This window comes from Pseudomonas sp. FEMGT703P (assembly GCF_002786345.1).
GTDB lineage: Bacteria > Pseudomonadota > Gammaproteobacteria > Pseudomonadales > Pseudomonadaceae > Aquipseudomonas > Aquipseudomonas peli.
Genome location: NZ_PGCM01000010.1, coordinates 206275 through 227638 on the forward strand (window position 1 = coordinate 206275; position 21364 = coordinate 227638).

23 protein-coding genes are annotated in these 21364 nt (G+C 61.0%); 15 read left to right on the forward strand and 8 right to left on the reverse strand.

Annotation, left to right across the window (positions count from 1 at the left end; translation table 11 throughout):
* The first annotated feature begins 41 nt into the window (after positions 1 to 41).
* The 6 genes from CUR33_RS14565 to CUR33_RS14590 all read left to right on the forward strand — a co-directional run bounded on the left by CUR33_RS14565 (position 42) and on the right by CUR33_RS14590 (position 5916).
* On the forward strand, positions 42 to 1250 hold the full coding sequence (locus CUR33_RS14565) for an MFS transporter (RefSeq protein WP_289240113.1): 1209 nt from the start codon (positions 42 to 44) through the stop codon (positions 1248 to 1250).
* Positions 1247 to 1372 carry a hypothetical protein gene (locus tag CUR33_RS14570; RefSeq protein WP_256665152.1) on the forward strand — a complete coding sequence of 42 codons (126 nt, stop codon included), beginning with the start codon at positions 1247 to 1249 and terminating at the stop codon, positions 1370 to 1372. The genes CUR33_RS14565 and CUR33_RS14570 overlap by 4 nt, the downstream gene beginning before the upstream one ends.
* Before the next feature lie 40 nt (positions 1373 to 1412).
* Positions 1413 to 1964: a glutathione peroxidase gene (locus tag CUR33_RS14575; RefSeq protein WP_282876146.1), complete on the forward strand. Its 552-nt coding sequence runs from the start codon at positions 1413 to 1415 to the stop codon at positions 1962 to 1964.
* A 124-nt stretch (positions 1965 to 2088) separates the two neighbouring features.
* Positions 2089 to 3015, forward strand: a complete 927-nt coding sequence (locus tag CUR33_RS14580; RefSeq protein ID WP_090253124.1) for an esterase/lipase family protein — start codon at positions 2089 to 2091, stop codon at positions 3013 to 3015.
* 234 nt (positions 3016 to 3249) lie between these two features.
* Entirely contained in the window at positions 3250 to 4134 is an 885-nt protein-coding gene (locus tag CUR33_RS14585) for a lipase secretion chaperone (protein WP_289240114.1), read from the forward strand.
* A 3-nt stretch (positions 4135 to 4137) separates the two neighbouring features.
* Positions 4138 to 5916 (forward strand): hybrid sensor histidine kinase/response regulator, encoded by a 1779-nt coding sequence (locus CUR33_RS14590; RefSeq protein WP_289240115.1) that lies wholly within the window; start codon positions 4138 to 4140, stop codon positions 5914 to 5916.
* On the opposite strand, the gene CUR33_RS14595 is transcribed toward CUR33_RS14590, so the two are convergent.
* The 4 genes from CUR33_RS14595 to CUR33_RS14610 form a co-directional block, all read right to left on the reverse strand.
* A complete protein-coding gene (locus CUR33_RS14595; RefSeq protein ID WP_170048763.1) occupies positions 5885 to 6526 on the reverse strand; it encodes a response regulator transcription factor in 642 nt (213 codons plus the stop codon). The two genes, CUR33_RS14590 and CUR33_RS14595, sit on opposite strands and share 32 nt — an antisense overlap.
* A gap of 118 nt (positions 6527 to 6644) precedes the next feature.
* Complete coding sequence (locus CUR33_RS14600; RefSeq protein WP_289240116.1) at positions 6645 to 7892, reverse strand: OmpP1/FadL family transporter; 1248 nt, start codon at positions 7890 to 7892, stop codon at positions 6645 to 6647.
* 163 nt (positions 7893 to 8055) lie between these two features.
* A complete protein-coding gene (locus CUR33_RS14605; RefSeq protein ID WP_282876142.1) occupies positions 8056 to 8535 on the reverse strand; it encodes a hypothetical protein in 480 nt (159 codons plus the stop codon).
* Positions 8536 to 8771: 236 nt separating this feature from the next.
* Entirely contained in the window at positions 8772 to 9626 is an 855-nt protein-coding gene (locus tag CUR33_RS14610) for a sulfurtransferase (RefSeq protein WP_289240117.1), read from the reverse strand.
* A gap of 170 nt (positions 9627 to 9796) precedes the next feature.
* Between CUR33_RS14610 and CUR33_RS14615 the strand changes: the two genes are divergently transcribed.
* Positions 9797 to 10474, forward strand: a complete 678-nt coding sequence (locus tag CUR33_RS14615; protein WP_160087348.1) for a spermidine synthase — start codon at positions 9797 to 9799, stop codon at positions 10472 to 10474.
* Between the two features lie 45 nt (positions 10475 to 10519).
* On the opposite strand, the gene CUR33_RS14620 is transcribed toward CUR33_RS14615, so the two are convergent.
* Both CUR33_RS14620 and CUR33_RS14625 read right to left on the reverse strand, forming a co-directional pair.
* A complete protein-coding gene (locus CUR33_RS14620; RefSeq protein WP_160087346.1) occupies positions 10520 to 11347 on the reverse strand; it encodes an HDOD domain-containing protein in 828 nt (275 codons plus the stop codon).
* Positions 11348 to 11544: 197 nt separating this feature from the next.
* The gene (locus tag CUR33_RS14625) at positions 11545 to 12606 is read right to left on the reverse strand and encodes an SMP-30/gluconolactonase/LRE family protein (protein ID WP_289240118.1); all 1062 of its coding nucleotides are present in this window, start codon (positions 12604 to 12606) and stop codon (positions 11545 to 11547) included.
* 167 nt (positions 12607 to 12773) lie between these two features.
* Between CUR33_RS14625 and rnd the strand changes: the two genes are divergently transcribed.
* From rnd to CUR33_RS14665, 8 genes are all read left to right on the forward strand, one after another.
* On the forward strand, positions 12774 to 13907 hold the full coding sequence (gene rnd, locus CUR33_RS14630) for a ribonuclease D (protein WP_289240119.1): 1134 nt from the start codon (positions 12774 to 12776) through the stop codon (positions 13905 to 13907).
* A complete protein-coding gene (locus CUR33_RS14635; RefSeq protein ID WP_090253148.1) occupies positions 13904 to 14197 on the forward strand; it encodes a YcgL domain-containing protein in 294 nt (97 codons plus the stop codon). The genes rnd and CUR33_RS14635 overlap by 4 nt, the downstream gene beginning before the upstream one ends.
* Before the next feature lie 29 nt (positions 14198 to 14226).
* Positions 14227 to 15159, forward strand: a complete 933-nt coding sequence (locus tag CUR33_RS14640; RefSeq protein ID WP_289240375.1) for a D-2-hydroxyacid dehydrogenase — start codon at positions 14227 to 14229, stop codon at positions 15157 to 15159.
* Between the two features lie 84 nt (positions 15160 to 15243).
* Entirely contained in the window at positions 15244 to 15693 is a 450-nt protein-coding gene (locus tag CUR33_RS14645; protein WP_160087331.1) for a YcgN family cysteine cluster protein, read from the forward strand.
* 64 nt (positions 15694 to 15757) lie between these two features.
* Complete coding sequence (locus CUR33_RS14650) at positions 15758 to 16984, forward strand: hypothetical protein (RefSeq protein ID WP_289240120.1); 1227 nt, start codon at positions 15758 to 15760, stop codon at positions 16982 to 16984.
* Positions 16985 to 17033: 49 nt separating this feature from the next.
* Positions 17034 to 17918 (forward strand): LysR substrate-binding domain-containing protein, encoded by an 885-nt coding sequence (locus CUR33_RS14655; protein WP_289240121.1) that lies wholly within the window; start codon positions 17034 to 17036, stop codon positions 17916 to 17918.
* 100 nt (positions 17919 to 18018) lie between these two features.
* The gene (gene aguA, locus CUR33_RS14660; protein ID WP_289240122.1) at positions 18019 to 19131 is read left to right on the forward strand and encodes an agmatine deiminase; all 1113 of its coding nucleotides are present in this window, start codon (positions 18019 to 18021) and stop codon (positions 19129 to 19131) included.
* A gap of 9 nt (positions 19132 to 19140) precedes the next feature.
* Positions 19141 to 20238, forward strand: coding sequence for an extracellular solute-binding protein (locus tag CUR33_RS14665; RefSeq protein ID WP_289240123.1), 1098 nt, complete (start codon positions 19141 to 19143; stop codon positions 20236 to 20238).
* A 15-nt stretch (positions 20239 to 20253) separates the two neighbouring features.
* Here CUR33_RS14665 and CUR33_RS14670 read toward each other — a convergent pair whose 3' ends face one another.
* Positions 20254 to 20724 carry an RNA methyltransferase gene (locus tag CUR33_RS14670; RefSeq protein ID WP_289240124.1) on the reverse strand — a complete coding sequence of 157 codons (471 nt, stop codon included), beginning with the start codon at positions 20722 to 20724 and terminating at the stop codon, positions 20254 to 20256.
* A 174-nt stretch (positions 20725 to 20898) separates the two neighbouring features.
* On the reverse strand, positions 20899 to 21270 hold the full coding sequence (locus tag CUR33_RS14675; RefSeq protein ID WP_090253165.1) for a YajD family HNH nuclease: 372 nt from the start codon (positions 21268 to 21270) through the stop codon (positions 20899 to 20901).
* Between the last annotated feature and the right edge of the window lie 94 nt (positions 21271 to 21364).

Consider the following 21364-nt stretch of genomic DNA (forward strand, 5'->3'; position numbering starts at 1 on the left):
CGATTTATCGAGAGCGGGCCAGACCCCGCATAGGACACCGTATGACTTCGTTATGGCGCACCAGTGGCTGGTTAATGCTGGGCGCATCGCTGGTGCTGGCGCTGTCACTGGGTATTCGCCATGGGTTTGGCTTGTTCCTGCCGCCGATGAGCGCCGAGTTCGGTTGGGGGCGTGAGGTGTTCGCCTTCGCCATCGCTTTACAGAACCTGATATGGGGCTTGACGCAGCCCTTTACCGGCGCCCTGGCTGACCGCTTCGGTGCCAAACGCACGGTAATTGTCGGCGGCATTCTGTATGCCATTGGCCTCGGTTGCATGGGCCTGGCTGACTCGCCTCTGAGCCTGTCGCTGAGCGCCGGGTTGCTGATCGGTATTGGTTTGTCCGGCACTTCGTTCTCGGTGATTCTCGGTGCAGTGGGTCGCGCCGTACCGACGGAAAAACGCAGCATGGCCATGGGCATCGCGGCGGCGGCGGGCTCCTTTGGCCAGTTCGTCATGCTTCCTGGCACCCTGGGCCTGCTTAGCTGGCTCGGTTGGTCGGTAGCGCTGATGGCGCTGGGCCTGTTGGTGGCCCTGATCATACCGCTGGCAGCCATGCTCAAGGACACGCCACTGCCGCTCACCGGCCAAGAGCAAACCCTAGGCGAGGCCTTGCGCGAGGCCTGCAGCCATTCCGGGTTCTGGCTGTTGGCGCTGGGCTTTTTCGTCTGCGGTTTTCAGGTGGTGTTTATCGGCGTGCATTTGCCGGCTTATCTGGTCGATCAGCACCTGCCTGCGCTGGTCGGCACCACAGTGCTGGCGCTGGTCGGTTTGTTCAATATCTTTGGCACTTACATTGCCGGTTGGCTGGGCGGACGGATGTCCAAGCCGCGCCTGCTCAGTGCGCTGTATCTGGCCCGTGCGGTGGTGATAGTGGCGTTTATCGTGACGCCGCTGACTGTGTGGAGTGCCTACGCCTTTGGTGTGGCCATGGGCTTGCTGTGGTTGTCGACGGTGCCGTTGACCAATGGCACGGTGGCGACGATGTTTGGTGTACGCAACCTGTCGATGCTCGGTGGTATTGTGTTTCTGTTCCACCAGCTAGGGGCGTTTCTCGGCGGTTGGATGGGCGGCTATCTGTATGACCACACCGGCAGTTATGATCTGGTTTGGCAGATTGCCGTGCTGCTGAGTTTGCTGGCCGCCGCACTCAACTGGCCAGTACGTGAGTTGCCCGTGGCGCGCTTGCAACAACAGGAGGCGAATGCATGAACACCGATTACGGTTGGAATACCGCGCTGGTGATGGGCGGCATGTTGGCTTTGGGCCTGGCCTGGTGGGGTTGGTTACAAAGTGGCCTGGCTTTTCTGCAGCTGGGTTTGGGTGTGTGTTAAAGCAATTACGGCGTCGTGAAAGGGGTTCAAAGTGATTCGGATGTGGCGTTTTACCCTGCTGGTTGTCGCTTTGCTGAGTACCTGGGTCATCCCTGCGCAGGCTGATGAGTGCCCGGCGTTACTGCAAGGCGAAGTACAGAAGTTGCGCAGCGAGGAACGTATAGATCTGTGTGCACAGTTTGCCGGTAAACCGTTGGTGGTGGTCAATACCGCCAGCTTCTGTGGGTTTACGCCGCAGTTCAAAGGCCTTGAAGCGCTCTATCAACGCTACAAAGCTCAAGGTTTACAGGTATTTGGCGTGCCTTCTGATGATTTTCGTCAGGAATCCGACAACAGCGAAGAAACGGCGAAGGTCTGTTATGTCAATTACGGCGTGACCTTCCCCATGAGTGAAACTCAACGTGTGACGGGCAGTGAGGCGCTGCCGCTGTTCAAAGAGTTGGCCGCACAAAGCCAGGCGCCACGCTGGAATTTTTCCAAGTATGTAATCGATGCTAAGGGCAAGGTGATCGCCAGCTTTCCCAGCAGCACCACACCGGATGATCCGGCATTCCTGGCCGCCGTCGAGCAGGCAATCGCTTCGCAGCGCTGAGACCCAGATGGGTGAGTGCCTCACCCATCTGGGCGATAGTCCACACCGCAGTACCTCCTTAAAGTTGTGAATACGCCGGACGCAGTTCTCCCGGCGTGCCAACAAGAAAAATAAGGAGGCACCCATGCGTCGCGTTATTACTTCTGCTCTAGCTGTATGCGCCCTGGTCGGCGCGGTTGAGGCTCAGGCCAACTACACCAAGACCAAATACCCAATCGTGCTGGTGCACGGGGTGACCGGCTTTGACACCATCGGCGGTCTGATCAACTACTTCCACACCATCCCCTGGAACCTTGAGCGCGATGGCGCAAAGGTCTATGTGGCCAGTGTTTCTGCGCTCAATGACAGTGAGCAACGTGGCGCCTCTCTGGCGCAGCAGATTGTGCCGTGGGCCAGCGCCAATGGCGGCAAGGTCAACCTGATTGGTCATAGCCAGGGGTCGCCAACCTCGCGCGTAGCCGCTTCGTTACGTCCGGATCTGGTGGCGTCGGTGACCTCGGTCAATGGCGTTAATAAAGGCTCGAAAGTGGCCGACGTGCTGCGCGGTGTGATCCCGGCGAACAGCGCCATCGAAGGTGGGGCCAATGGCCTGGCCAACGCCATCGGTTCGTTGATCAACCTGCTGTCGGGTAACAACAACCCGCAGAACGGCTTGGCGGCCCTGAAGACGCTCACCACCGCAGGCACCACGGCACTCAATGGCCGTCACCCATGGGGCGTGAACAGCAGCAGCTACTGCGCCAAGTCCACCGAAGTGCACAACGTGCGCGGGCACAACATTCGTTACTACTCATGGACCGGTAATACCCCGTACACCAACGTCTTTGATGCGGTTGATCCGTTTCTGGCCATCACCGGCCTGGCGTTTGGCAGCGAGAAGAACGACGGCCTGGTTGGCGTCTGTTCAACTTACCTGGGGCAGGTCATTGGTGATGGTTACAACATGAACCATGTGGATGCGATCAATCACCTGTTCGGCGTACGTGGCTGGACCGATCCAGTTTCGCTGTACCGCCAACATGCCAACCGCCTGAAAAGCAAAGGCGTCTGACCGTCACCTCAGCGGGCTGCGTCCTGCAGCCCGCATTTTGGAGGTCATATGGCCCTGTCGTTACGTTCAACGGTTCCTCTTTTACTCCTGGCCGGCAGCGTTGCCGGCTTTACGCTGTATTGGCAGTGGCCAGATGCTGCCTCACCCGGTGCGACGGCTATGCCGGTCACTGCTTCGGCGCCTGTAGCTGTTGTCACCCCCTCTCAGTTACCCCTCGTTAAATCAGAGCGCTCATTGCCTCGTGCGCCGACCAGCCTGCCGGGTTTGCAGGACACGGAGGTGGATGGTGAACTCAAGGCCGACAGCGCCGGCAATCTGCAGCTGAACCTGGCGCTGCGCGATTATCTGGATTACTTCCTTAGCGCCGCGGATCAGGCTGGGTTGGAAACGGTGGTCGAAGCAATGCTGGCCGACGCCCGCGGGCGTTTGCCGGAGCCTGCCCTTGGCCAGTTTATTGGCCTGCTCGGCGACTACATGGATTACAAACGCGCCAGCCTGGCGTTACTGCAACAGCCCTTGAGCACGGCCCAGCAAAGCACCCCAGATGGCCAACTCGTTGCGTTACAGCGGGCTTTTGAACAGCTTGCCGAGTTACGCCGGGCGCATTTTTCCAGTGCCGCTGCCGAGGCCCTGTTTGGTGCGGAAGAGGCTTATGGCCGCTACACCCTGGATAATCTGGCCCTGATGGCCCGTACTGATCTCAGTGAGCACGCCAAGGCTCAGGCGCAAGAGCGTCTGCGTGCGCAGCTGCCCGAGGCCATGCGCGCCAGTGAGGAGCGCCAGGCGCAGGCGCAAGCGCTACAAGTTCAGACCGACAAGCTCTGGCAAGACGGCGCCAGTGAAGAGCAGGTGCGCCAGCTGCTTGCCTTGACCTATGATCCGCCCACGGTCGAGAGTGTACTCGACGAACAGCGCAATGAGCGCGCCTGGCAACAGCGTTATGCCACCTACCAGCAGGAACTTGCCGCGTTGCAGGCCAATGGCCTCAGTGCTACGGATCAGCAGCAGGAGCAGCAACGGTTACGTCAGCGCCTGTTCAGCGCCGAAGATCAGCACCGGGTGGAAACCTATGACGCCATCGCCGCCAAGCAGCAGGAAAATCAATCCCCCGAGTTGTAAGGCATGAGCCTGGAGCGTCAGGAGTCGCTCCTATTGGCCCAGCAGCGGCGTGGTTACCGGCGGCTGCGCTTTACTGGCGTTCTGGAAGATGAGTTTCTGGACCATCGGGTGCAGCGTATTCGCCGCCGCCTGCTGTTGATCATCAGTACGGCAGTCATCTTCCAACTGGTCTACACCGCCCTTGACCTGGTGTTACTGCCCCTCAACGCCAGCCTGGCAACTTTGCCCATGCGGTTGTTGGGGATGTGCGGTGCGCTGTTGGCCTTCTTCTACTGTCGTCGTCCGCACACGCCACCGCGACGCGCCTTGCTGGCTTATGTGGCGGCCTATGCACTCAATGGCGCTTCGGTTGCGGTGATTATTCACCTGTGTTGGAGCCTGGGTGTGGCCATGCCCTATGACGGGCTGTTTCTGGTGCTGCTGTTTGGCTACGTGTTGTTGGGGGTTTCGTTTCGTGCTGTGAGCCTGGCGTCCTGGGGCGTCTGCGGGTTGTTTCTGTGGCTGGGATGGGTTGTCACGGGTGGAAGCGTGGCATTGGGTTACCAGGGGTTGTTTCTGTTTTGCGCCAACCTGATCGGCAGTGTCGGCGCGTACCTGCAAGAGCATGGCCAGCGCGGTGCTTGGCTTAATCTGCGATTGCTCGATCTGGCGAGGCAGCGTGCGGAAGCGGACGACGCGCGTAAGCTGCGCCTGCTGGCAGCGGCCAGCCATGATCTGCGCCAGCCCCTCAACGCGATGGGCCTGTATGCCCAGCACTTGCTGGAACAAAATCAGGATCCCAACGTACACCGCATCAGCAGCCGCCTGGCCATTGCCGTGGAGCAGCTCAGTCGACTGCTGCAGTCGCTGTTTGATTACACCCGCCTGACCTTGCCCGGCGGCGTGCAGGCCAAACCGGAGGTGTTTGCCTTGCGTCCCTTGCTGGTGCGCTTGAGTGGTGAAAGCCGCGCCGAGGCCGATGCTCAGGGTGTCGAGCTGCAGCTGCAATGCGCGGAACTCTGGGTGCGCAGTGATCCGCTGCTGCTCGAGCGCGTGCTACGCAATCTGCTGAGCAACGCCTTGCGGCATGCCCAGGCACGGCAAGTCTGGCTGCATGTCCGTGTTGAGCAGGGCGAAGTGGAGCTGGAGGTCGGTGACGACGGCCAGGGCCTGAGTGAAGAAGAACAGAGTCAGGTCTTCGAAGAGTTCCGCCAGCTGGATAACCCTGGGCGTAATGCCGAACGTGGCCTGGGTCTGGGTCTGGCCATCGTTCAGCAACTGGCGCAGTTGCTAGGGCATCCGCTGCGGCTGGATTCAAGCCCTGGCGGCGGAGCGCGTTTTATCCTGCAACTGCCGCAAGCTGAAGCCGGTGAGTGGCAGCCGCCTGCAGCCATTGCCGCTGCATTGAGCGGGCGGGTGTTATTACTGGAAGACGACGCCGCAGGGCGTGAAGCCCTGTCCGGTTTGTTGCAGCGCTGGGGCTGTGATGTCTGGGCCTGCGCCGACCCCGCAGAGGCTATGCAGTGTTTGCGTGAAGCGCAGCCGCAGGTGCTGATTAGCGACTACCGCCTGGCCGCCACCGAGGACGGCTTGCGCGTGATCGAGCGGTTACGTGAAGAAGCCGGACGCATGCTCCCAGCGTTGCTGATTACTGCCGATGTCAGCGCTGACCTGCAGGAGCGCTGTACCCGCGCCCATGTCACCTTGCTCGGTAAGCCGCTGTTGCCAGCCCGTTTACGTCAAGCGCTGGCAGTGCTGTTGCCCGCAGAGCTCAGAGCCAGCCCCGTTGCCGCGCCGCACTGACACAAGCCGTCCGGGTGTGCACAGAAAACTCCTGGAACAGTGATTTCAGGTGGGTTTTCACCGTGTCCTCGGAGACCCCCAACTGACGGCTGATCGACTTGTTTGGCAAGCCTTCGGCGAGTAGCTGGAGGATTTCCATCTGCCGTGGAGTGAGCTGCGGTTTGTCGCCCGTTTGCGGTGCGGGCAGGGTTTCACCCAGCAGTACGCGGGTTACTGCCTGACGCAGTTCATCGCTATTGGCGCTTTTCGGAATAAAGCCCAGCGCACCGGCGGCTAAGGCTGCTTGAGCATCCAGGTTCGAATCGCTGGCGCTGAGGATTGCCACCGGGGTCATACGGCCTTGCTGTTGCCAACGCTGCAGTAACTCCAGGCCCGGCAGGTCGGGCAAGCGCAGGTCAAGCAGAATCAGGTCGAAGGTGGTGTGTTGCAGGCAGGCTTCGGCGGCGGCAGCGGATTCGGCGGTGCGAATGTGCAGGTCGGCACAGAGTGGGCCGAGGGCCAGGCTGAGGCCATCAAGAAAAATACGGTGATCGTCCACCAAGAGCAGGCTGAGCTGTTCGGGCAGGGCAGTGCAGAGTGTGGTCATCAGGGCTGTCTCAGGCGGCTTCATGGCCTGCCATCCATGGCGGCCACCCGCGGGCAGTCGCTACGCGACGTTAGAACGGTTCCAGACCATTCTTCTTATTGTTGTGTGCGCCGCGCGAGTGTAACCCAAACTGCAGGGTGATTTAGAAGCGGTACGTCACCTGGGCGCCTAGGCCGTGAGCGGTGTTTTTGTAGGTGGCGCTGTAGTCGTCGCGCTCGATGTGCGCGTCGTCTTCCGTCAGGTAGGAGTAGGCCAGGTCGATGGTCACGTCATCATTCGGGCTCCAGGCTGTGCCCAGGCTGACGATGGTGCGATCACCAGTAGGAATGCGCGGCGAACGGTCGGTGTTGTTGGTGGGGGATTGGTCCACGGCCAGGCCGGCGCGCAGGGTCCACTCCTGGTTCAGCTTGTAGGCAGCACCTACGGCGTGAGCCCAGGTGTCGTGCCAGTTCTGCGGTTCGCTGATGCTGCTGAGCTTGCCCGCCAGCAAGCCACCCACGCCTTTGTTATTTGCGCGAATTTCTTCCAGACGGCTCCAGCGCGTCCAGGTGCTGCCGGCGTAGAGGGTCCAGTCGGCATTCAGCTCATGGGTGACGGAGACATCCACCGACTCCGGAGTGGTCAGCTCCAGTGACGCATCGTAGGTGCCAGCCGAAGTTGCAATAACGCCTGGGCCAGAGACTGTGGTGTCACCCTTCAGGCGGTAGTCCACTTTGGAGTGGTAGGTCAGGCCGAAGCGGGTTTGTGGGGTGATTTCAAAAAGTACGCCGAGGTTGTAGCCCAGCGCGGTGTCATCGCCCTTGATTTCGACCTTGCCGTCACTGGCGCCAGGCACTGGGTTATCGATGGCCGAAGTCAGCTCGCCGTCGATGCGGTTGATGGTTGGGCCGAAGCCGATCGACAGTTGCTCGTTGACGCGATAGCTCAACGTCGGCTGCAGGGTAATCACCCGCACCTCACTGCGGTCACCGTGGTAGCGACCCTGGAAGCTGCGCTCATAGTCGGTCACCAGGCCAAAGGGCACGTACAGGCCCAGGCCGAAGCTCCAGTTGTCGTCCAGCGGTTTGACGTAATAGCCCATGGGCGCGCCGATAAACGGCACCATGTCGCCGTCATTGCTGCCGCGTGCAGAACCGCTGGTGTTGTCGATATCGGTTTTAGCGTGGATCAGGGCAATGCCGCCGCTGACTTGTTCGCGCTTGATGCGTGCCATGCCAGCGGGGTTGCCGAATACGGTGCTGGCATCATCGGCAGAGGAGGAGCGGCCGGCAAAGGCGGTGCCCATGCTGCTGACGCTTTGCTCATTGATGGCAAAGCCACCGGCAACGCTTTGACTGGCAGCAGAAATGAAGGCAATTGACAGGCAGGTCTTGACGACTCTTTTAGGCACGGAGGACTCCTAGGGTTTAGCGGGGGGCGGAAACTAGCAACTTTCCATGACCCTTGCCAAGCCTTTGAAGTTCCCGAGATAGAGCGGTTTTATGCCTTTATCATGACGCTATTTTCTGCTAACCGCGTGGATGTTGTCAGACAATCTTCTGGCCTGTTTGGCTTCAAGCCACTTGGCTGAGGCTGCCGATGCAGCGTTGCCAGGCGGCGATAAAGTCTTTAGTGCGACCGTGCGGTTTGAACACTCGGCGCCAAACGTGCGCCATACCCAGCAGGTCATCAGCGGCTGGCAGCTCGCGGTGCTCAGCTTCGATCAGCATCCAGGCAATCGCTGTGGCATAACGCAGGTTAACGGTCAGTTCCAGGTGCGGCGCAGCGAGGAAGGCATGCTGGCTGGCGAGACCGCGTACTTGGCTGGCGAGGTCCGGATCCAACGCCAGGTGTTGATCCCAGAGCTGTTGATGGCGCAGAGCGGCGATCCGGTAGAGGCCATGACCGTGCTTGTCATCTAAGACAGAGCCAAGCCCGGATTGGCTGGCGGCGGCCCCCAGTAACAAGGCTTCGGCAGCGGTGGAATGGCGGCCCAGGTAAAGCAGGGTCGGGCGGATGACGTACTGACTTAACTCGCAGGCGGCAATTCCCATATAGCCCTCGGCGAAAAGTGACCGGTGGGGCCGGGGCGCTGGCAGCTTCGACTTATTCTGATAAAGGCCCCACCGGGAACGGGGTTAGCCGCTCAAGTTGAAGTGTAGTGCGACCTTTTTACTGTAAAGGGCTGTTTTTAAATTGTTTTCGGCTTTCGGTTATTGCCTATATTCCAGTTGGTGCTTAAGCACGGCTGGCGAGCATGAGGCGCGCGGCCAGCCAGCCTGAACTGAAATCAGTCGCCAGTGGCCACCGGACGAGCAGGGTCAGTGATCCATTCGCTCCAGGAGCCGGCATACAGGGGCGCCAGCGGGTAGCCGGCCAGGCACAGGGCAAAAAGGTTATGGCAGGCTGTCACACCGGAGCCGCAGTAGGCCACCAGTTCACTGGCCGGGCGCTCACCGAGTTGTGATGCAAAGCGCTGACGCAGCTGCTCTGCGCTGAGGAAGTGGCCGTCGCTGTCGAGGTTGTCCGTGAACGCCGCGCACTGCGCGCCGGGGATATGTCCCGCGACCGGGTCGATCGGTTCGACTTCGCCCCTGAAGCGCGGCAGGCCACGCGCATCCAGCAGTGTCATTTGCTGATCGCCCAAGCGCTGCTGCAGTTGGGCGGCGCTGACCACCAAATGGGTATCCGCTTTGCCACTGAATGCCCCTGGCGTTGGCTTAGGTAGGTCATGGGTCAAGGCGCCGCCTGCTTCGCGCCAGGCTTTGAGGCCGCCATCAAGCAGGTAAACGCCCTCACGTTTGCCTAACCACGCCAGTAGCCACCAGGCACGTGCCGCAAAGGCACCCGGACCGTCGTCGTACAGCACCACTTCGCTGTGATTGTTCAGGCCCCATTCGCGCAGGCGCTGCAGCAGTTGCGCGGATTCTGGCAGGGGATGACGGCCGGTGATGCCTTTATGGATCGGCCCGGAGAGGTCGCGCTCCAGATCGGCAAACTGCGCGCCGGGGATATGCCCTTCGGTGTAGCTACGTTGGCCGTAGGCGAGATCATCCAGGGCAAAGCGGCAATCGAGAATCAGCAGGTCGGGCTCATCAAGGCGTTGCTGCAGCTGTGCGGCACTGATCAGTTGGGCGAGGGGCATGCCAGTCATCCTGTGGGCAAAGGGAAAGGAGCAGCCGGCATCATAAACCCTGGCGTTGGGCTGTCGAGACCGCGTGCGCAGAAGAATTTCTGCCGACAGGGCGCTGCATCTTTGGTGGTTTATGGGCATGCTACATGCCCGTTTTGTTCTGACCCAGGTTGCTGCGACCCATGAAGCGTTTTGTACTGCTCGATACCGCCCCGATTCCTGATGGCTCAGGTGCCTTATGCCTGTTCGAGTACGGCGAGGATTTCGTGATCAAGATTGCCGGCGGCGATGGCGGCCAATTGATGAACACGCGCATGCATGGTTCTGAAGATGCCCTGGCGGCGATCCCCTGCAAGAAGGTCGCCGGTCGGCCGGATTCGCGTGTGCTGATCGGTGGCCTGGGCATGGGTTTTACCCTGGCCGCCGCGTTGCAGAATCTGGGCAAGAGCGCCGAGGTGGAAGTGGCTGAGTTGGTGCCAGGAGTGGTGGAATGGAACCGCGGTCCACTGGGTGCCAAGGCCGGCTATCCAATCCTCGACCCGCGGACCCGGGTGATTCAGGACGACGTGGCTAATTGCCTAAAGAACGCTGATCAGCGTTATGACGCGATCATGCTGGATGTCGATAACGGCCCCGAAGGCCTGACCCAGAAACGCAATAGTTGGCTGTATTCGGCCCAGGGCCTGCAGCGTTGTTACCAGGCCTTAAGGCCCAAAGGGGTGCTGGCAGTGTGGTCGGCCAGTGCCGATCGGGTGTTCAGTGACAAAGTGCGCAAGGCCGGTTTCAAGGTCGAAGAAGTGCAGGTTTATGCCCATGGCAACAAGGGCACCCGGCATACCATCTGGATTGCCAGCAAGTAGTGGTAGCCACCACTGAGCGCAGCCAGGCGCTCAGTGGTGTTCGGATCAGCCAAGCAACTCGGCAAAGCCTTTGTCGGCATCCAGAACAGCGGGCAGTTCATCCAACAGACTTGGCACATCCAGCCCTTCGAATAGCGGGCCTTGCAGCGTGTCCACCGCTTTGGACATGGCGCCCGGGTGTTCGCGCAGCGCCTCGGCAATCGATACAGCCTGAGCCAGCACGCGCGGCAAGGGCATGTCTACCGGTGCTTGGAAAGGGCGGCTCTGGTAGGCGATGGCATGCTGGATCAGTTCCGGCAGCTGCCAGCGCCGAGCCAGTTCAGCGCCCACCTCAGGGAAGCCGAAGCCCAGTTGCAGAGTTTCCAACGCCACCCGCTGGGCTGCTCCCACATCCTTGCCGTTCTGGTTAAGACGTTCTGCCAGCTCAGGCACACCGGTCTGGATCAGCAGTTCCCCGATGTTGTGCATCATGCCGCAGGTAAAGGCGATTTCAACGGCGACACCCCGGGTTTTGGCCAGCAATCGACTGATACTGGCGACTTGGAAGCTGTGTGCCCAGAAACCTTTGAGGTCGAAACCCGGCGGCGCCTGGAAGGCACCCGTTACCGCCGATGCCAGCACCAGGGTGCGCAAGGTATTGAAGCCAAGTCGCATGGCCGCATCCTCAACGCTGGCGGACTCGCGTGCGCCGCGAAAGCGGGCGGAGTTGGCCAAACGCAGCACCTTGGCGGCAATCACTGGGTCGAGGGAGATGTTGCGGGCGATGCTGTCGAGGCTGGTGTGGGGGTTATCAAACTGCTGGATCAGATCCTGAGCGACTTTGGGAATGCAGGGCAAGCTGTGAACTTGAGAAAATAGGGCGTTTATATCCATGACAAAAGCCTGCAGAGAAGGTGGGAATTATCACGATAGCAGTGATTTAAGCAGGCAAAAGTTCGGCATACGGCGGACGCTGATTTAGATCAGTAAAACAGTCTTCGTACAGGCTGGGCTGGGTTTTTTGGCAGGTTTTTTTGCGAAAACGGGCCCGCACTGAGCTGTTAGGCAGCTTAGATGCGGGCCCATCAGGGCTAGCGGATTTTCAGCTTGCCGATCCGGTCATTATCCAGGCTGCCGAAGTACAGATAATCGCCCACCGGCTTGACCGAGGTGATCATGCGCAGGTGGGTGCCGCTGGTGTCGTGCAGGCTCTGGGTGATTTCGCCTTGTTCATTGAGGGCGATGGCAAAGCCGTAAGGCACGGCCTTGGGCCAGAAGGCGCGCGGCAGTTTAGCCAGCTGCGATTTTGCCCAGGGCGAGCGGTGCAGCATGTCGGCGTCGGCTTTGCGCGGGGTCGGCAGGGCCACCCAGAAGGTGCCGTTGCGGTCGCCTTGCAGGTTGTCCGGCAGGCCCGGCAGGTTGTCGATAAAGATGTCGTGGGTGCCGGCCTTCTCGCCGCTCAGCCAGTAACGGGTGATGCGGTAGCGGTAGGTTTCGTTAACCAGCACGAAGTCTTCATTGGCCGACAGCGCCACGCCGTTGGCGAAGTACAGGTCCTTGAGCAGCACCTTGGTTTCGCCAGTAGCCGGGTTGTAGCTGAGCAGGCGGCCATGGGGGCGGGCTTCGAGCAGGTCGAGCAGATAGTCGGGTTGTTCGAAGCGCTGGCTGGCATCGCTGAAGTAGATGGTGCCGTCGCGGGCGATGTCCAGATCGTCGGTGAACTTGAAGGCGACGCCCTCGGCTTCGGTGGTCAGTACCTTGATCTGCCCCTGGGCGTCGATGCTCAGCAAGCCCTTGTAAGCGTCGGCGACGATCAGGTTGCCGGCGGCGTCAAAGTCCATGCCCAGCGGGCGGCCTTTGGTGTCGACGAAGGTTTCCACGCTGCCATCGGCTTTGATGCGCAAGATCTTGCCGTCATGCAGGCCGGCATACACCAGGCCCTGGGCATCTACGGCGGTGTCTTCCGGGCCATGCACCTGGCCACGGCCGAGCAGTTCGGCCTTCATCAGCGTGTCGTTGGGTTCGAGTACGCCGGTCATCGGCGGGATGGCCGGGACTTCCCAGGCCAGTGGATCAATCGGACTGGGTGTGACGGCGAGGTAGATCGCCGCCGCAGCAATCAAGGCCGCAAGCAGGCCAAGCAGTTTCTTCATTTTTTTATTCCCTGTGATGAAGTTAAGCAGATGCAAGCGCCGGCCAGATTACAGGGTTCATTCGCATCTGTGACGCCCCGGGGGTAAATGGCCGGCAAATGCCCGGCAAATGCCCGGCACAGTGCCTGGGCATATATACTGCGCGGCATTCTTGATGGGAGAGCTGTGTGGCGATTGATATTCAGTGGATTGGTGATAACGCCAGCCTGGCGCAGCATTGTGCAACCTGGCGCACGCTGGCGTTTGTGGCGGTCGATACCGAGTTTATGCGGGTCGACACCTTTTACCCGATTGCCGGCCTGCTGCAGGTCAGCGAGGGCGAGCGGGCTTACCTGATCGATCCACTGCTGATAAGCGACTGGGCGCCCTTTGCCGATCTGTTGCAGGACCCTGCCGTGGTCAAGGTGCTGCATGCCTGCAGCGAGGACCTGGAAGTCTTTCTGCGCCTGACCGGCAGCCTGCCTACGCCGCTGTTCGATACCCAATTGGCGGCCGGCTACCTCAATCTGGGTTTCTCCATGGGCTATTCGCGTTTGGTGCAGGCGGTGCTGAATATAGAGTTGCCCAAGGGTGAGACCCGCTCCGATTGGTTGCAGCGGCCGTTGTCGGCCACCCAAGTCAGCTATGCGGCTGAAGACGTGCTGCACCTCGCCGAGGTGTATGCGCAGCTCAAGGCGCAGCTGTCTGCCGAGAAATACGCCTGGGTGCTGGAAGACGGCGCCGAGCTGGTCAGCAACCTCAACCGCGAAGTCGATCCAGAACTGGCCTACCGCGAAGCCAAGCTGGCCTGGAAACTCAACCGGCAGCAGTTAGCCGTGCTGAAAGCGCTGTGCACCTGGCGTGAAGAGCAGGCGCGCAAACGCAACCAGCCGCGTAACCGGATTATCCGTGAGCATTCGTTGTGGCCACTGGCGCGCACCCAGCCGGATAACCTGGTGGCGCTTGCGCGGATCGAGGACATGCACCCGAAAACTGTGCGTCAGGACGGCGACTTTATTCTGCAATTGATCCAGCAAGCCGCCGCAACCCCGCCTGAGATGTGGCCCGAAGCGTTGCCTGAGCCCTTGCCGCTTGAGGCCGCGTCGCTGCTGAAAAAGCTGCGTGCCATTGGTCAACGTGAAGGCGAGCGCCTGAACATCGCCCCGGAGCTGATGTTGCGCAAGAAAACCCTCGAAGCCTTGCTGAAAACCGGCTATCCCAAAGGGCCTTATCAGCTGCCGGAGTCGCTGCGCGGCTGGCGGCGTGAATTGATGGGTCAGGCGCTGCTTGATTGCCTGGCTGCAACCGGAGAGTCCGCGTGAAACGTATCTGCTCAATCTATAAAAGCCCGCGCAAGAATGAGATGTACCTCTATGTGCTGCGCAGCGATGGCCTCAAGCGCGTGCCGGAAAACCTGCTGCTGGCTTTCGGCCCTCCAGCCCTGGCCTTTGAGATGGTGCTGACGCCTGAGCGCGTTCTGGCCCGCGAAGACATCCACAAGGTGCTGGCCAACCTCGACGAGCAGGGCTACCACCTGCAGATGCCGCCGCCGGAAGACGAATATATCGAGCATCTGCCCGATGAGTTGTTGCGCCGTAACGACCCAATGTAACCGCCATGCCCGCCACTGCGAATGCCCCACTGCGTGTATTGATTGCCGAAGCCGAACACGGCCTGTATGCCGAGTTGCTGCGCCAGCAGGCACCTGAGCTTGAGTTGTGCAGCAGTGATCAGCCGGCCGAGTTGGCCGAATACGCCGCGAGCTGCCCGCTATGGCTGGGCCAGCCGGATCTGCTCGCGCCTTTGCTGCGTCAGGGCAGCCGGCCACAGTGGCTGCAATCGACCTGGGCGGGCATCACGCCGCTGCTCGGCAAGGACTTGCCAACGGATTACGCGTTAACCCGCGCCGTGGGCATCTTCGGTCAGGTGATGGCCGAGTATGTGCTGTGCCATCTGCTGGCCCATGAGCGCCAACTGTTTGCTGCACTGGCCTCTCAGGTTGAGCAGCGCTGGGACAATCGTCTGCCGCGCAGCCTGGCCGGGCGCAAGGTGCTGATCGTCGGCACCGGTGATATTGGCCTGAGCGTGGCGCAGTTTCTGGCGCCGTTCGGCATCGAGCTACTGGGCATCGCCAGCCGTCCGCGCAATCTGCAGCCGTTTCGTCAGGTGGCAGGGCTCGACGAGCTGCCAAGCCTGGTGGGTGAGGCCGATTACCTGATCAACCTGCTGCCGGATACACCGAGCACTCGCGATATCTATGACGCGGCGCTGTTCGCCGCCTGCAAGCCTAGTGCGTTGTTTATCAATGCCGGACGCGGTGTGGCGGTCGTCGATCAAGCGCTGGTCAGTGCGCTGGAGCAGGGGCAACTGGCCGGCGCGGTGATTGATGTGTGCCGTGAAGAGCCGCTGCCTGCTGGTCATCCCTTATGGGATGCGCCGCGTCTGCTGCTTACCGGGCATAGCTCGGCGCCGACTGATCCTCATCTATTGGTGAAGTTGTTTGTCGATAACCTGGCGCGCTGGCAGGCCAGTCATGCACTGCGCGGGCACGTGGACTTTGTTCGTGGTTATTAATTAACCATTCGGCTCGCCGCCCTTGGCCGTTAAAGCCCTAGCCGCTAGACTGCCGGCCTTTTCACCCCTCACCGTACCCTCGCCATGGCCGCCAAAGTCGAACCCTTCTGGAAACGTAAAACCCTCGAACAGCTGGATCAGGACGAGTGGGAATCGCTGTGCGATGGCTGCGGCCTGTGCTGCCTGCAAAAGCTTGAGGATGAGGACGATGGCAGCGTGTATTACACGCGCATCGCCTGCAAACTGCTGGACCTGCAGACCTGCCGCTGCACTGACTACAGCAACCGGCGCAAATTCGTTGCGGACTGCATCCAGCTCACCCCGGCCCAGGCTGACCAGTTCCAGTGGCTGCCGCCGACCTGCGCCTATCGCTTAGTTAGCGAAGGCAAGGATCTGCTGCTCTGGCACCACCTAGTCTGCGGCGACCCGGAGCAGGTGCATAAACAGCGGATTTCCCAGGCTGGGCGCATGCTCAGCGAGAACAGCGTGGCCGAGGATGAGTGGGAAGACCACATGATTTTCCGCGCTGGCTGAACCTCGCCTGTAAATGCCAGCCTAAACTCGCCTGAATCAATGATTTGCACTGTGGAGCTTTGCCATGTTGATGCGCCGTTTGCTGTTGTCCGTTGTTCTGCTGAGCCTGAGCACGCCACTATGGGCAAAGAAGGTCGATCTGGATTATCACGTGCGCTTTCTGCCAGACACTGAGCAGGCCGAGGTCAGCCTGACCTTGGAAGACGGCGCGCAGGTGATCAGTCTGGCCTTCAACCTTGGCAAGCAGGGTGCCTACAGCGATTTCAAGGCCGATGGCCTGTGGACGCAAAATAGCCCTGAGCTGGGCACCTGGCAGCCGGGCAAAGGCAAGTCGACCCTGAGCTACCGTGTGCGCATCAATAACGAGCGCAGCCCGGGGCGCTTTGATGCGCGTATCACCCCGGACTGGGCGTTGCTGCGCGGCGATGACCTGGTGCCGGCGGTCAAGCTGCGCCAGGAAGATAAAACCGAGCTGGTCTCGCGCCTGCAATTCGACCTGCCCAAGGGTTGGAAGAGCGTCGAAACCGGCTGGCCGCGTATCGGCAAGAACAAATTCCGCATCGACAACCCACAGCGCAAGTTCGATCGCCCGACTGGCTGGATGGTGGCCGGTAAGGTCGGCACGCGCCGCGCCAAATTGGGTGAAACCGATGTGGCTATCGCCGCGCCAGTGGGCGAGGGCATGCGCCGCATGGACGTGATGACCCTGCTGACCTTTATCTGGCCGCATGCTCAGGATGTGTTCCCGCGTGACCCGGCCAAACTGCTGATTGTCGGCGCCGGTGACCCGATGTGGCGCGGCGGCCTGTCGGCAGCCAACTCCTACTACATGCACACGGACCGTCCATTGGTTAGTGAGAACGGCACCAGTTCTCTGGTGCATGAGCTGGTGCATGTGTTCAGCCGGATTCGCGCCCGTGATCGCAGTGACTGGATCACCGAAGGCCTGGCCGAGTATTACGCCATTGAGCTGATGCGCCGCGCTGGCGGCCTCAGCGAGGAGCGCTACCAGAAAATCCGCGAGCAGCTGATTCGCTGGAGTAAGCCGGTGGACAGCCTGCGCACCAACAACTCCAGCGGCCCGGTCACCGCCCGCGCGGTGTTGCTGCTGCAGGAACTGGATCGGGAAATCCGCCAGGCCACCAAAGGCACCACCCAGCCACGTTCGCTGGATGACGTGACCCGCGGCCTGATGCGCCTCGACAAAGCCAGCACCAAAGACTTTATCGAGATCAGCGAGAACGTCATGGGTAGCGCCTCGAAGACGCTGGACAACAAGCTGTTGCGCTAGCCCACGCCCTGAGTAAGCATGCGGCGCACTTGCCGATCTGGAGCCCCGCATGCGCCGCCTACCGTCCCTCACCGCCTTGCGCACCTTCGAGTGCGCCGCCCGGCACGCCCACTTTGGTCGGGCGGCAGCCGAGCTGTGCGTTACCGACAGCGCAGTCAGCCATCAGATTCGTCAGCTAGAAGAACAACTCGGCACACCGCTGTTTACCCGCGAAGGTCGCCAAGTCGTACCGACGCCTGCCGCACGGCGTTTGTTGCAGCGCTTGCAGCAGGCTTTCGAACTGATTGGTGAGGCGTGTGACGAGCTGCGCGATCCCGGCTCGCAGGCGGTGCTGCGTATCGCGGTAACCCCCGAGCTGGCGCAGAAATGGCTGGTCAGTCGTCTGGCCGACTTCAGCGACCGCTATCCGCAGATCACCCTGCATCTGCACGAACAGCCGCTGGAAGCCAGTCTGCCGAGCCCGGACATCGACCTGGCGATCACCTACGGCACCGGTCCCGAGGATGCCAGTACCTACTTTGTGCGGCCGTTGCCGACCATGCAGTTCTTTCCGGTGTGCAGCCCCAGTCTGTTCAACCAGGGCGGGCTCAAGCATCCGCGTGACCTGGCCCGCCATGGCCTGCTGCACGATGATCAGGACGGCAAAACCTGGACCGCCTGGCTGACCACCCATGCCGGCGATATCCAGCCGGCGCGTCATCTTTACCTGGGTCATGCCGGTCTGGCGCTGGAAGCGGCGGCGCAAGGGCAGGGCGTGGCCATGGGCGATAACCTCACGGCCGCAGAAGACCTGGCCAGCGGCCGTCTGGTGCGACCGTTCAACGCCAGTGTGGCGGCGCTTGGGCAATATGCGCTGGTCTGCGAACGCATTCGTCTGGAGAAGCCCGCGGTGGCGCAATTCTTAGATTGGCTGGGTGATCACCTGGCTGACTGATGAATTGAATTCAGCTATTCCGCAATAATCGTCGTTGGAAGCCCGGCCAACGCGCCGCGTACTGTGTGGCCATCTTCCCCACAGGCATAAGGTGCATCCGATGGCGCGTTCCCTGACTTCTCTCCCTAAAGCCGATGGCTTCCGTCTGCCCGGCGAATTCGAACCTAAGGCCGGCTGTTGGCTGGGCTGGCCGGAACGCACGGACGTATGGCGCAACGGCGCCAAGCCGGCGCAGAAGGTCTGGGTGGATATCGTCACGGCAATTGCCAGCAGCGAACCGGTGACTGTGTGCGCCTCGGCCAGCCAGTACGCCAACGCCCGGCGTCAGCTGCCGGCGCATGTGCGGGTGCTGGAGATGACCTGCAACGACACCTGGTTCCGCGATAGCGGCCCGGCCTTTCTGGTCAATGACGACAGCGGTGAAGTCCGCGGCGTGGATTTCGAGTTCAACGCCTACGGCGGCCTCGACGGCGGCTTGTACTACCCCTGGGACAAGGACGACCAGATCGCGCAGAAAATCCTCGAAATCGAAGGTTACGACCGCTACCGCGCACCCTTTATCGCCGAGATGGGCGGCATCCAGACCGATGGCCAGCGCACTCTGCTGACCACCGAGCAGTGCCTGCTTAACCGCAACCGTAATGCACATCTGGGCAAGGAGGAGATGACTCGCCGTCTGCAGGACTATCTCGGTGCCGAGCAGGTGATCTGGTTGCCGCGCGGCTGCAAGTTCGATGAAACCGACGGCCATATCGATGACCTGGCCTGCTTTGTCCGCCCCGGTGTGGTGGTGATGCAGTGGACCGATGACCGTAATGATCCGCAGTGGGAAATCTACCAGGAGGCTTACGACATCTTGCGCAGCACCCGCGATGCCCAAGGCCGCGAGCTGCAGATCCACAAATTGCCGCAACCTCGCGTACTGGAGTGGACGGCCGAAGAAGCCGAAGGCCTGGATCAGGATGAATCCACCCACACCCGTCAGGCCGGCACGCAGATCTGCGCCTCCTACATCAACTACTACGCCGGCAACTCGGCCATCGTCGTGCCACTGTTCAACGACCCCTGCGACCGCGTGGCCCAAGCCACCCTGGCCGAGCTGTTCCCCAAGCAACGGATTATCGGTATCGAAAACTCCCGGGAAATCCTCCTCGGTGGCGGCAACGTCGCCTGTATCACCATGCCGCAATACGCCGCGCCTAAGCGCGCCTAGGAGGCTTCGATGAAACTGCATGTCAGCCTGTTGGGCTTCGCGATTGGCCTGGCGGCCAGCGTTCAGGCGCTGGCGGCCGAAGCGCCAAAGCAGGTCAATCTGTTTATCTGGGGTGAGTACCTGGCACCGGACACCCTCAGCCGCTTCGAACAGAAGACCGGAATCAAGGTGGTGGTCGATCATTTCGACTCGCTGGAAACCGTCGAAACCAAGCTGCTGACCGGGCGCAGCGGCTACGACCTGGTGTTGACGGCTGGCCAGCACCTGCAGCGAGCGATCAGAAGTGGCGCGCTGCAACCGTTGGATAAAGCTGCATTGCCGCATTTCAAAGGGCTTGATCCGGAGTTCACTAGGCATATGGCCGCGTTTGATCCGGGTAATCGCTATGCCGGGTTGTATGTGTGGGGCACTACGGGCTTTGGCTATCAGCAGCAGGCCATCGCCAAGCGCATGGCCGAAGCGCCCACCGACAGCTGGGCCATGCTGCTGGATCCGCAGGTGGTGGCCAAGTTTGCCGATTGTGGGGTGAGTTTTCTCAACGATCCCAATGAGGTGTTTGCTGCGGCGTTCCGCTACCTGGGTCTGGATATCAACCAGCAGAGCCTGGACGACCTGAAACTGGCCGAAGCCCATCTGGCCAAGGTGCGGCCGTCGATTCGCTACTTCGACAACGACCGCAATATCACTGACCTGGCCAACGGCGATACCTGTCTGGCGATGTCGTGGAACGGCAATGTGTCGATTGCCGCTGGCCAGGCTGAGCAGGCGGGCAAGCCCTACAGCCTGCACTACAGCATCCCGCGTGAAGGCACGCTGATCTGGTTCGATGCGATGGTGATTCCCAAGGATGCGCCGCACCCAGAGGCGGGCCTGGCGTTGATGGATCACCTGATGGCGCCCGATGTCATCGGTGCCATCACCAACACCATCTACTACGCCAACGCGGTGCCAGCGGCTAATGCCACGGTCGATCCAGCCATCCTCGCTGACCCCGGCACCTATCCACCGGCCGCTGTGCGCGCGCAGCTGTACACCAAGAACGACAACGCCAAGGCGTTTAACCGCGCATTAACTCGCGCCTTTAGCCGGCTCAAGTCGGGCTTGTAGCGGCGGGGCTGCGGCCTACTTGAGCCCTGGTCCGGACTTGGTGTTGATGCCTTTGGCCATGCGGTCGTAGAGCACCACATTGACGGTGGCGGCGAGGTTCATGCAGCCCTGGGTGGGGATGTAGATTACGTCCTCACACCAGTCGAGGACTTCCTTGCTCAGCGAACCGTCTTCGGGGCCGAAGATGTAGATGGCGCGGTCAGGGTGGGTGTATTGCGGCAGCGGCCGTGCGCCTTCGACCAGCTCCACGGCGACCGGCGTGCAGCCGATGGGGATAATCTGCTGCAGGTCTTCCACGCCGATCAGTGGAATATCCATGTAGATACGCTGCGTGTCGGTGACGAAGTCGCGGGCACGGGCATAGCGTTTACCGCTGTAGAACACCGAGGCGGCGCTATAGCAGCCGGCTGCGCGCATCACTGAGCCGACGTTTTCCGGGGACTTGGGGTTGAACAGGCCGATGCAGGCGTATCTCTTGTTGGCCACGGTGGCACTCGCACAGAATTTTTGAGGAGTTTTTGACGCCACGCCAAGGAGGGCGGGCGGCAAAAAAGACGCGAGTATACCTGTATGGCAGCGGGCAGATTTTTCTGTGGGGCAGCTTGCTGACGATACGACTAACCCTTAGACCGTCAGCAAACGGGTTTCGACAGCCGTGCGTTACTGCTTTTTCAGCCTTGCAGCCAGGTCGGCGAAGGGGTTGTGGGTCGCCTGGGCAGTTTTCGGTGTGCTCAGCGAACCTTCGCTGAAATACTGCTGGTCGGTGTAGCGCGAGTGTTCGTTGTCATGGCAGTACAGGCACAGCAGCTCCCAGTTGGAGCCATCCTGCGGGTTGTTGTCGTGGTTGTGGTCGCGGTGGTGCACGGTCAGCTCGCTCAAGCGCTTGCCGGAGAACTCGCGGGCGCAGCGGCCGCAGACGTGTGGGTACATCTTCAGCGCCTTGTCGCGGTAGCCTTCTTCACGCGAGCGCTGGGCCTCGGCGAGGATGCGGTCAAGTTTGCCGGTGGCGGAGGGGGATTTGTCGCTGCTCATCTGGATTCTCGTACGCTGGGCTGTGCGATCAGTCTAGCCGTGCCGGCGGTCAGTGAGAACCGTCCGTGCGGCACTTAGCTGCAGGGTTGCTGCC

What these genes read in the sequence shown, in the direction of transcription:
- CUR33_RS14565 (WP_289240113.1), top strand. Translation starts at nt 42, where the DNA reads ATGACTTCGTTATGGCGCACCAGTGGCTGGTTAATGCTGGGCGCATCG.
- CUR33_RS14570 (WP_256665152.1), top strand. Translation starts at nt 1,247, where the DNA reads ATGAACACCGATTACGGTTGGAATACCGCGCTGGTGATGGGCGGCATG.
- CUR33_RS14575 (WP_282876146.1), top strand. Translation starts at nt 1,413, where the DNA reads ATGTGGCGTTTTACCCTGCTGGTTGTCGCTTTGCTGAGTACCTGGGTC.
- CUR33_RS14580 (WP_090253124.1), top strand. Translation starts at nt 2,089, where the DNA reads ATGCGTCGCGTTATTACTTCTGCTCTAGCTGTATGCGCCCTGGTCGGC.
- CUR33_RS14590 (WP_289240115.1), top strand. Translation starts at nt 4,138, where the DNA reads ATGAGCCTGGAGCGTCAGGAGTCGCTCCTATTGGCCCAGCAGCGGCGT.
- CUR33_RS14595 (WP_170048763.1), bottom strand. Translation starts at nt 6,526, where the DNA reads ATGAAGCCGCCTGAGACAGCCCTGATGACCACACTCTGCACTGCCCTG.
- CUR33_RS14605 (WP_282876142.1), bottom strand. Translation starts at nt 8,535, where the DNA reads ATGGGAATTGCCGCCTGCGAGTTAAGTCAGTACGTCATCCGCCCGACC.
- CUR33_RS14610 (WP_289240117.1), bottom strand. Translation starts at nt 9,626, where the DNA reads ATGCCCCTCGCCCAACTGATCAGTGCCGCACAGCTGCAGCAACGCCTT.
- CUR33_RS14615 (WP_160087348.1), top strand. Translation starts at nt 9,797, where the DNA reads ATGAAGCGTTTTGTACTGCTCGATACCGCCCCGATTCCTGATGGCTCA.
- CUR33_RS14620 (WP_160087346.1), bottom strand. Translation starts at nt 11,347, where the DNA reads ATGGATATAAACGCCCTATTTTCTCAAGTTCACAGCTTGCCCTGCATT.
- CUR33_RS14625 (WP_289240118.1), bottom strand. Translation starts at nt 12,606, where the DNA reads ATGAAGAAACTGCTTGGCCTGCTTGCGGCCTTGATTGCTGCGGCGGCG.
- CUR33_RS14645 (WP_160087331.1), top strand. Translation starts at nt 15,244, where the DNA reads ATGGCCGCCAAAGTCGAACCCTTCTGGAAACGTAAAACCCTCGAACAG.
- CUR33_RS14650 (WP_289240120.1), top strand. Translation starts at nt 15,758, where the DNA reads ATGTTGATGCGCCGTTTGCTGTTGTCCGTTGTTCTGCTGAGCCTGAGC.
- CUR33_RS14655 (WP_289240121.1), top strand. Translation starts at nt 17,034, where the DNA reads ATGCGCCGCCTACCGTCCCTCACCGCCTTGCGCACCTTCGAGTGCGCC.
- aguA (WP_289240122.1), top strand. Translation starts at nt 18,019, where the DNA reads ATGGCGCGTTCCCTGACTTCTCTCCCTAAAGCCGATGGCTTCCGTCTG.
- CUR33_RS14665 (WP_289240123.1), top strand. Translation starts at nt 19,141, where the DNA reads ATGAAACTGCATGTCAGCCTGTTGGGCTTCGCGATTGGCCTGGCGGCC.
- CUR33_RS14675 (WP_090253165.1), bottom strand. Translation starts at nt 21,270, where the DNA reads ATGAGCAGCGACAAATCCCCCTCCGCCACCGGCAAACTTGACCGCATC.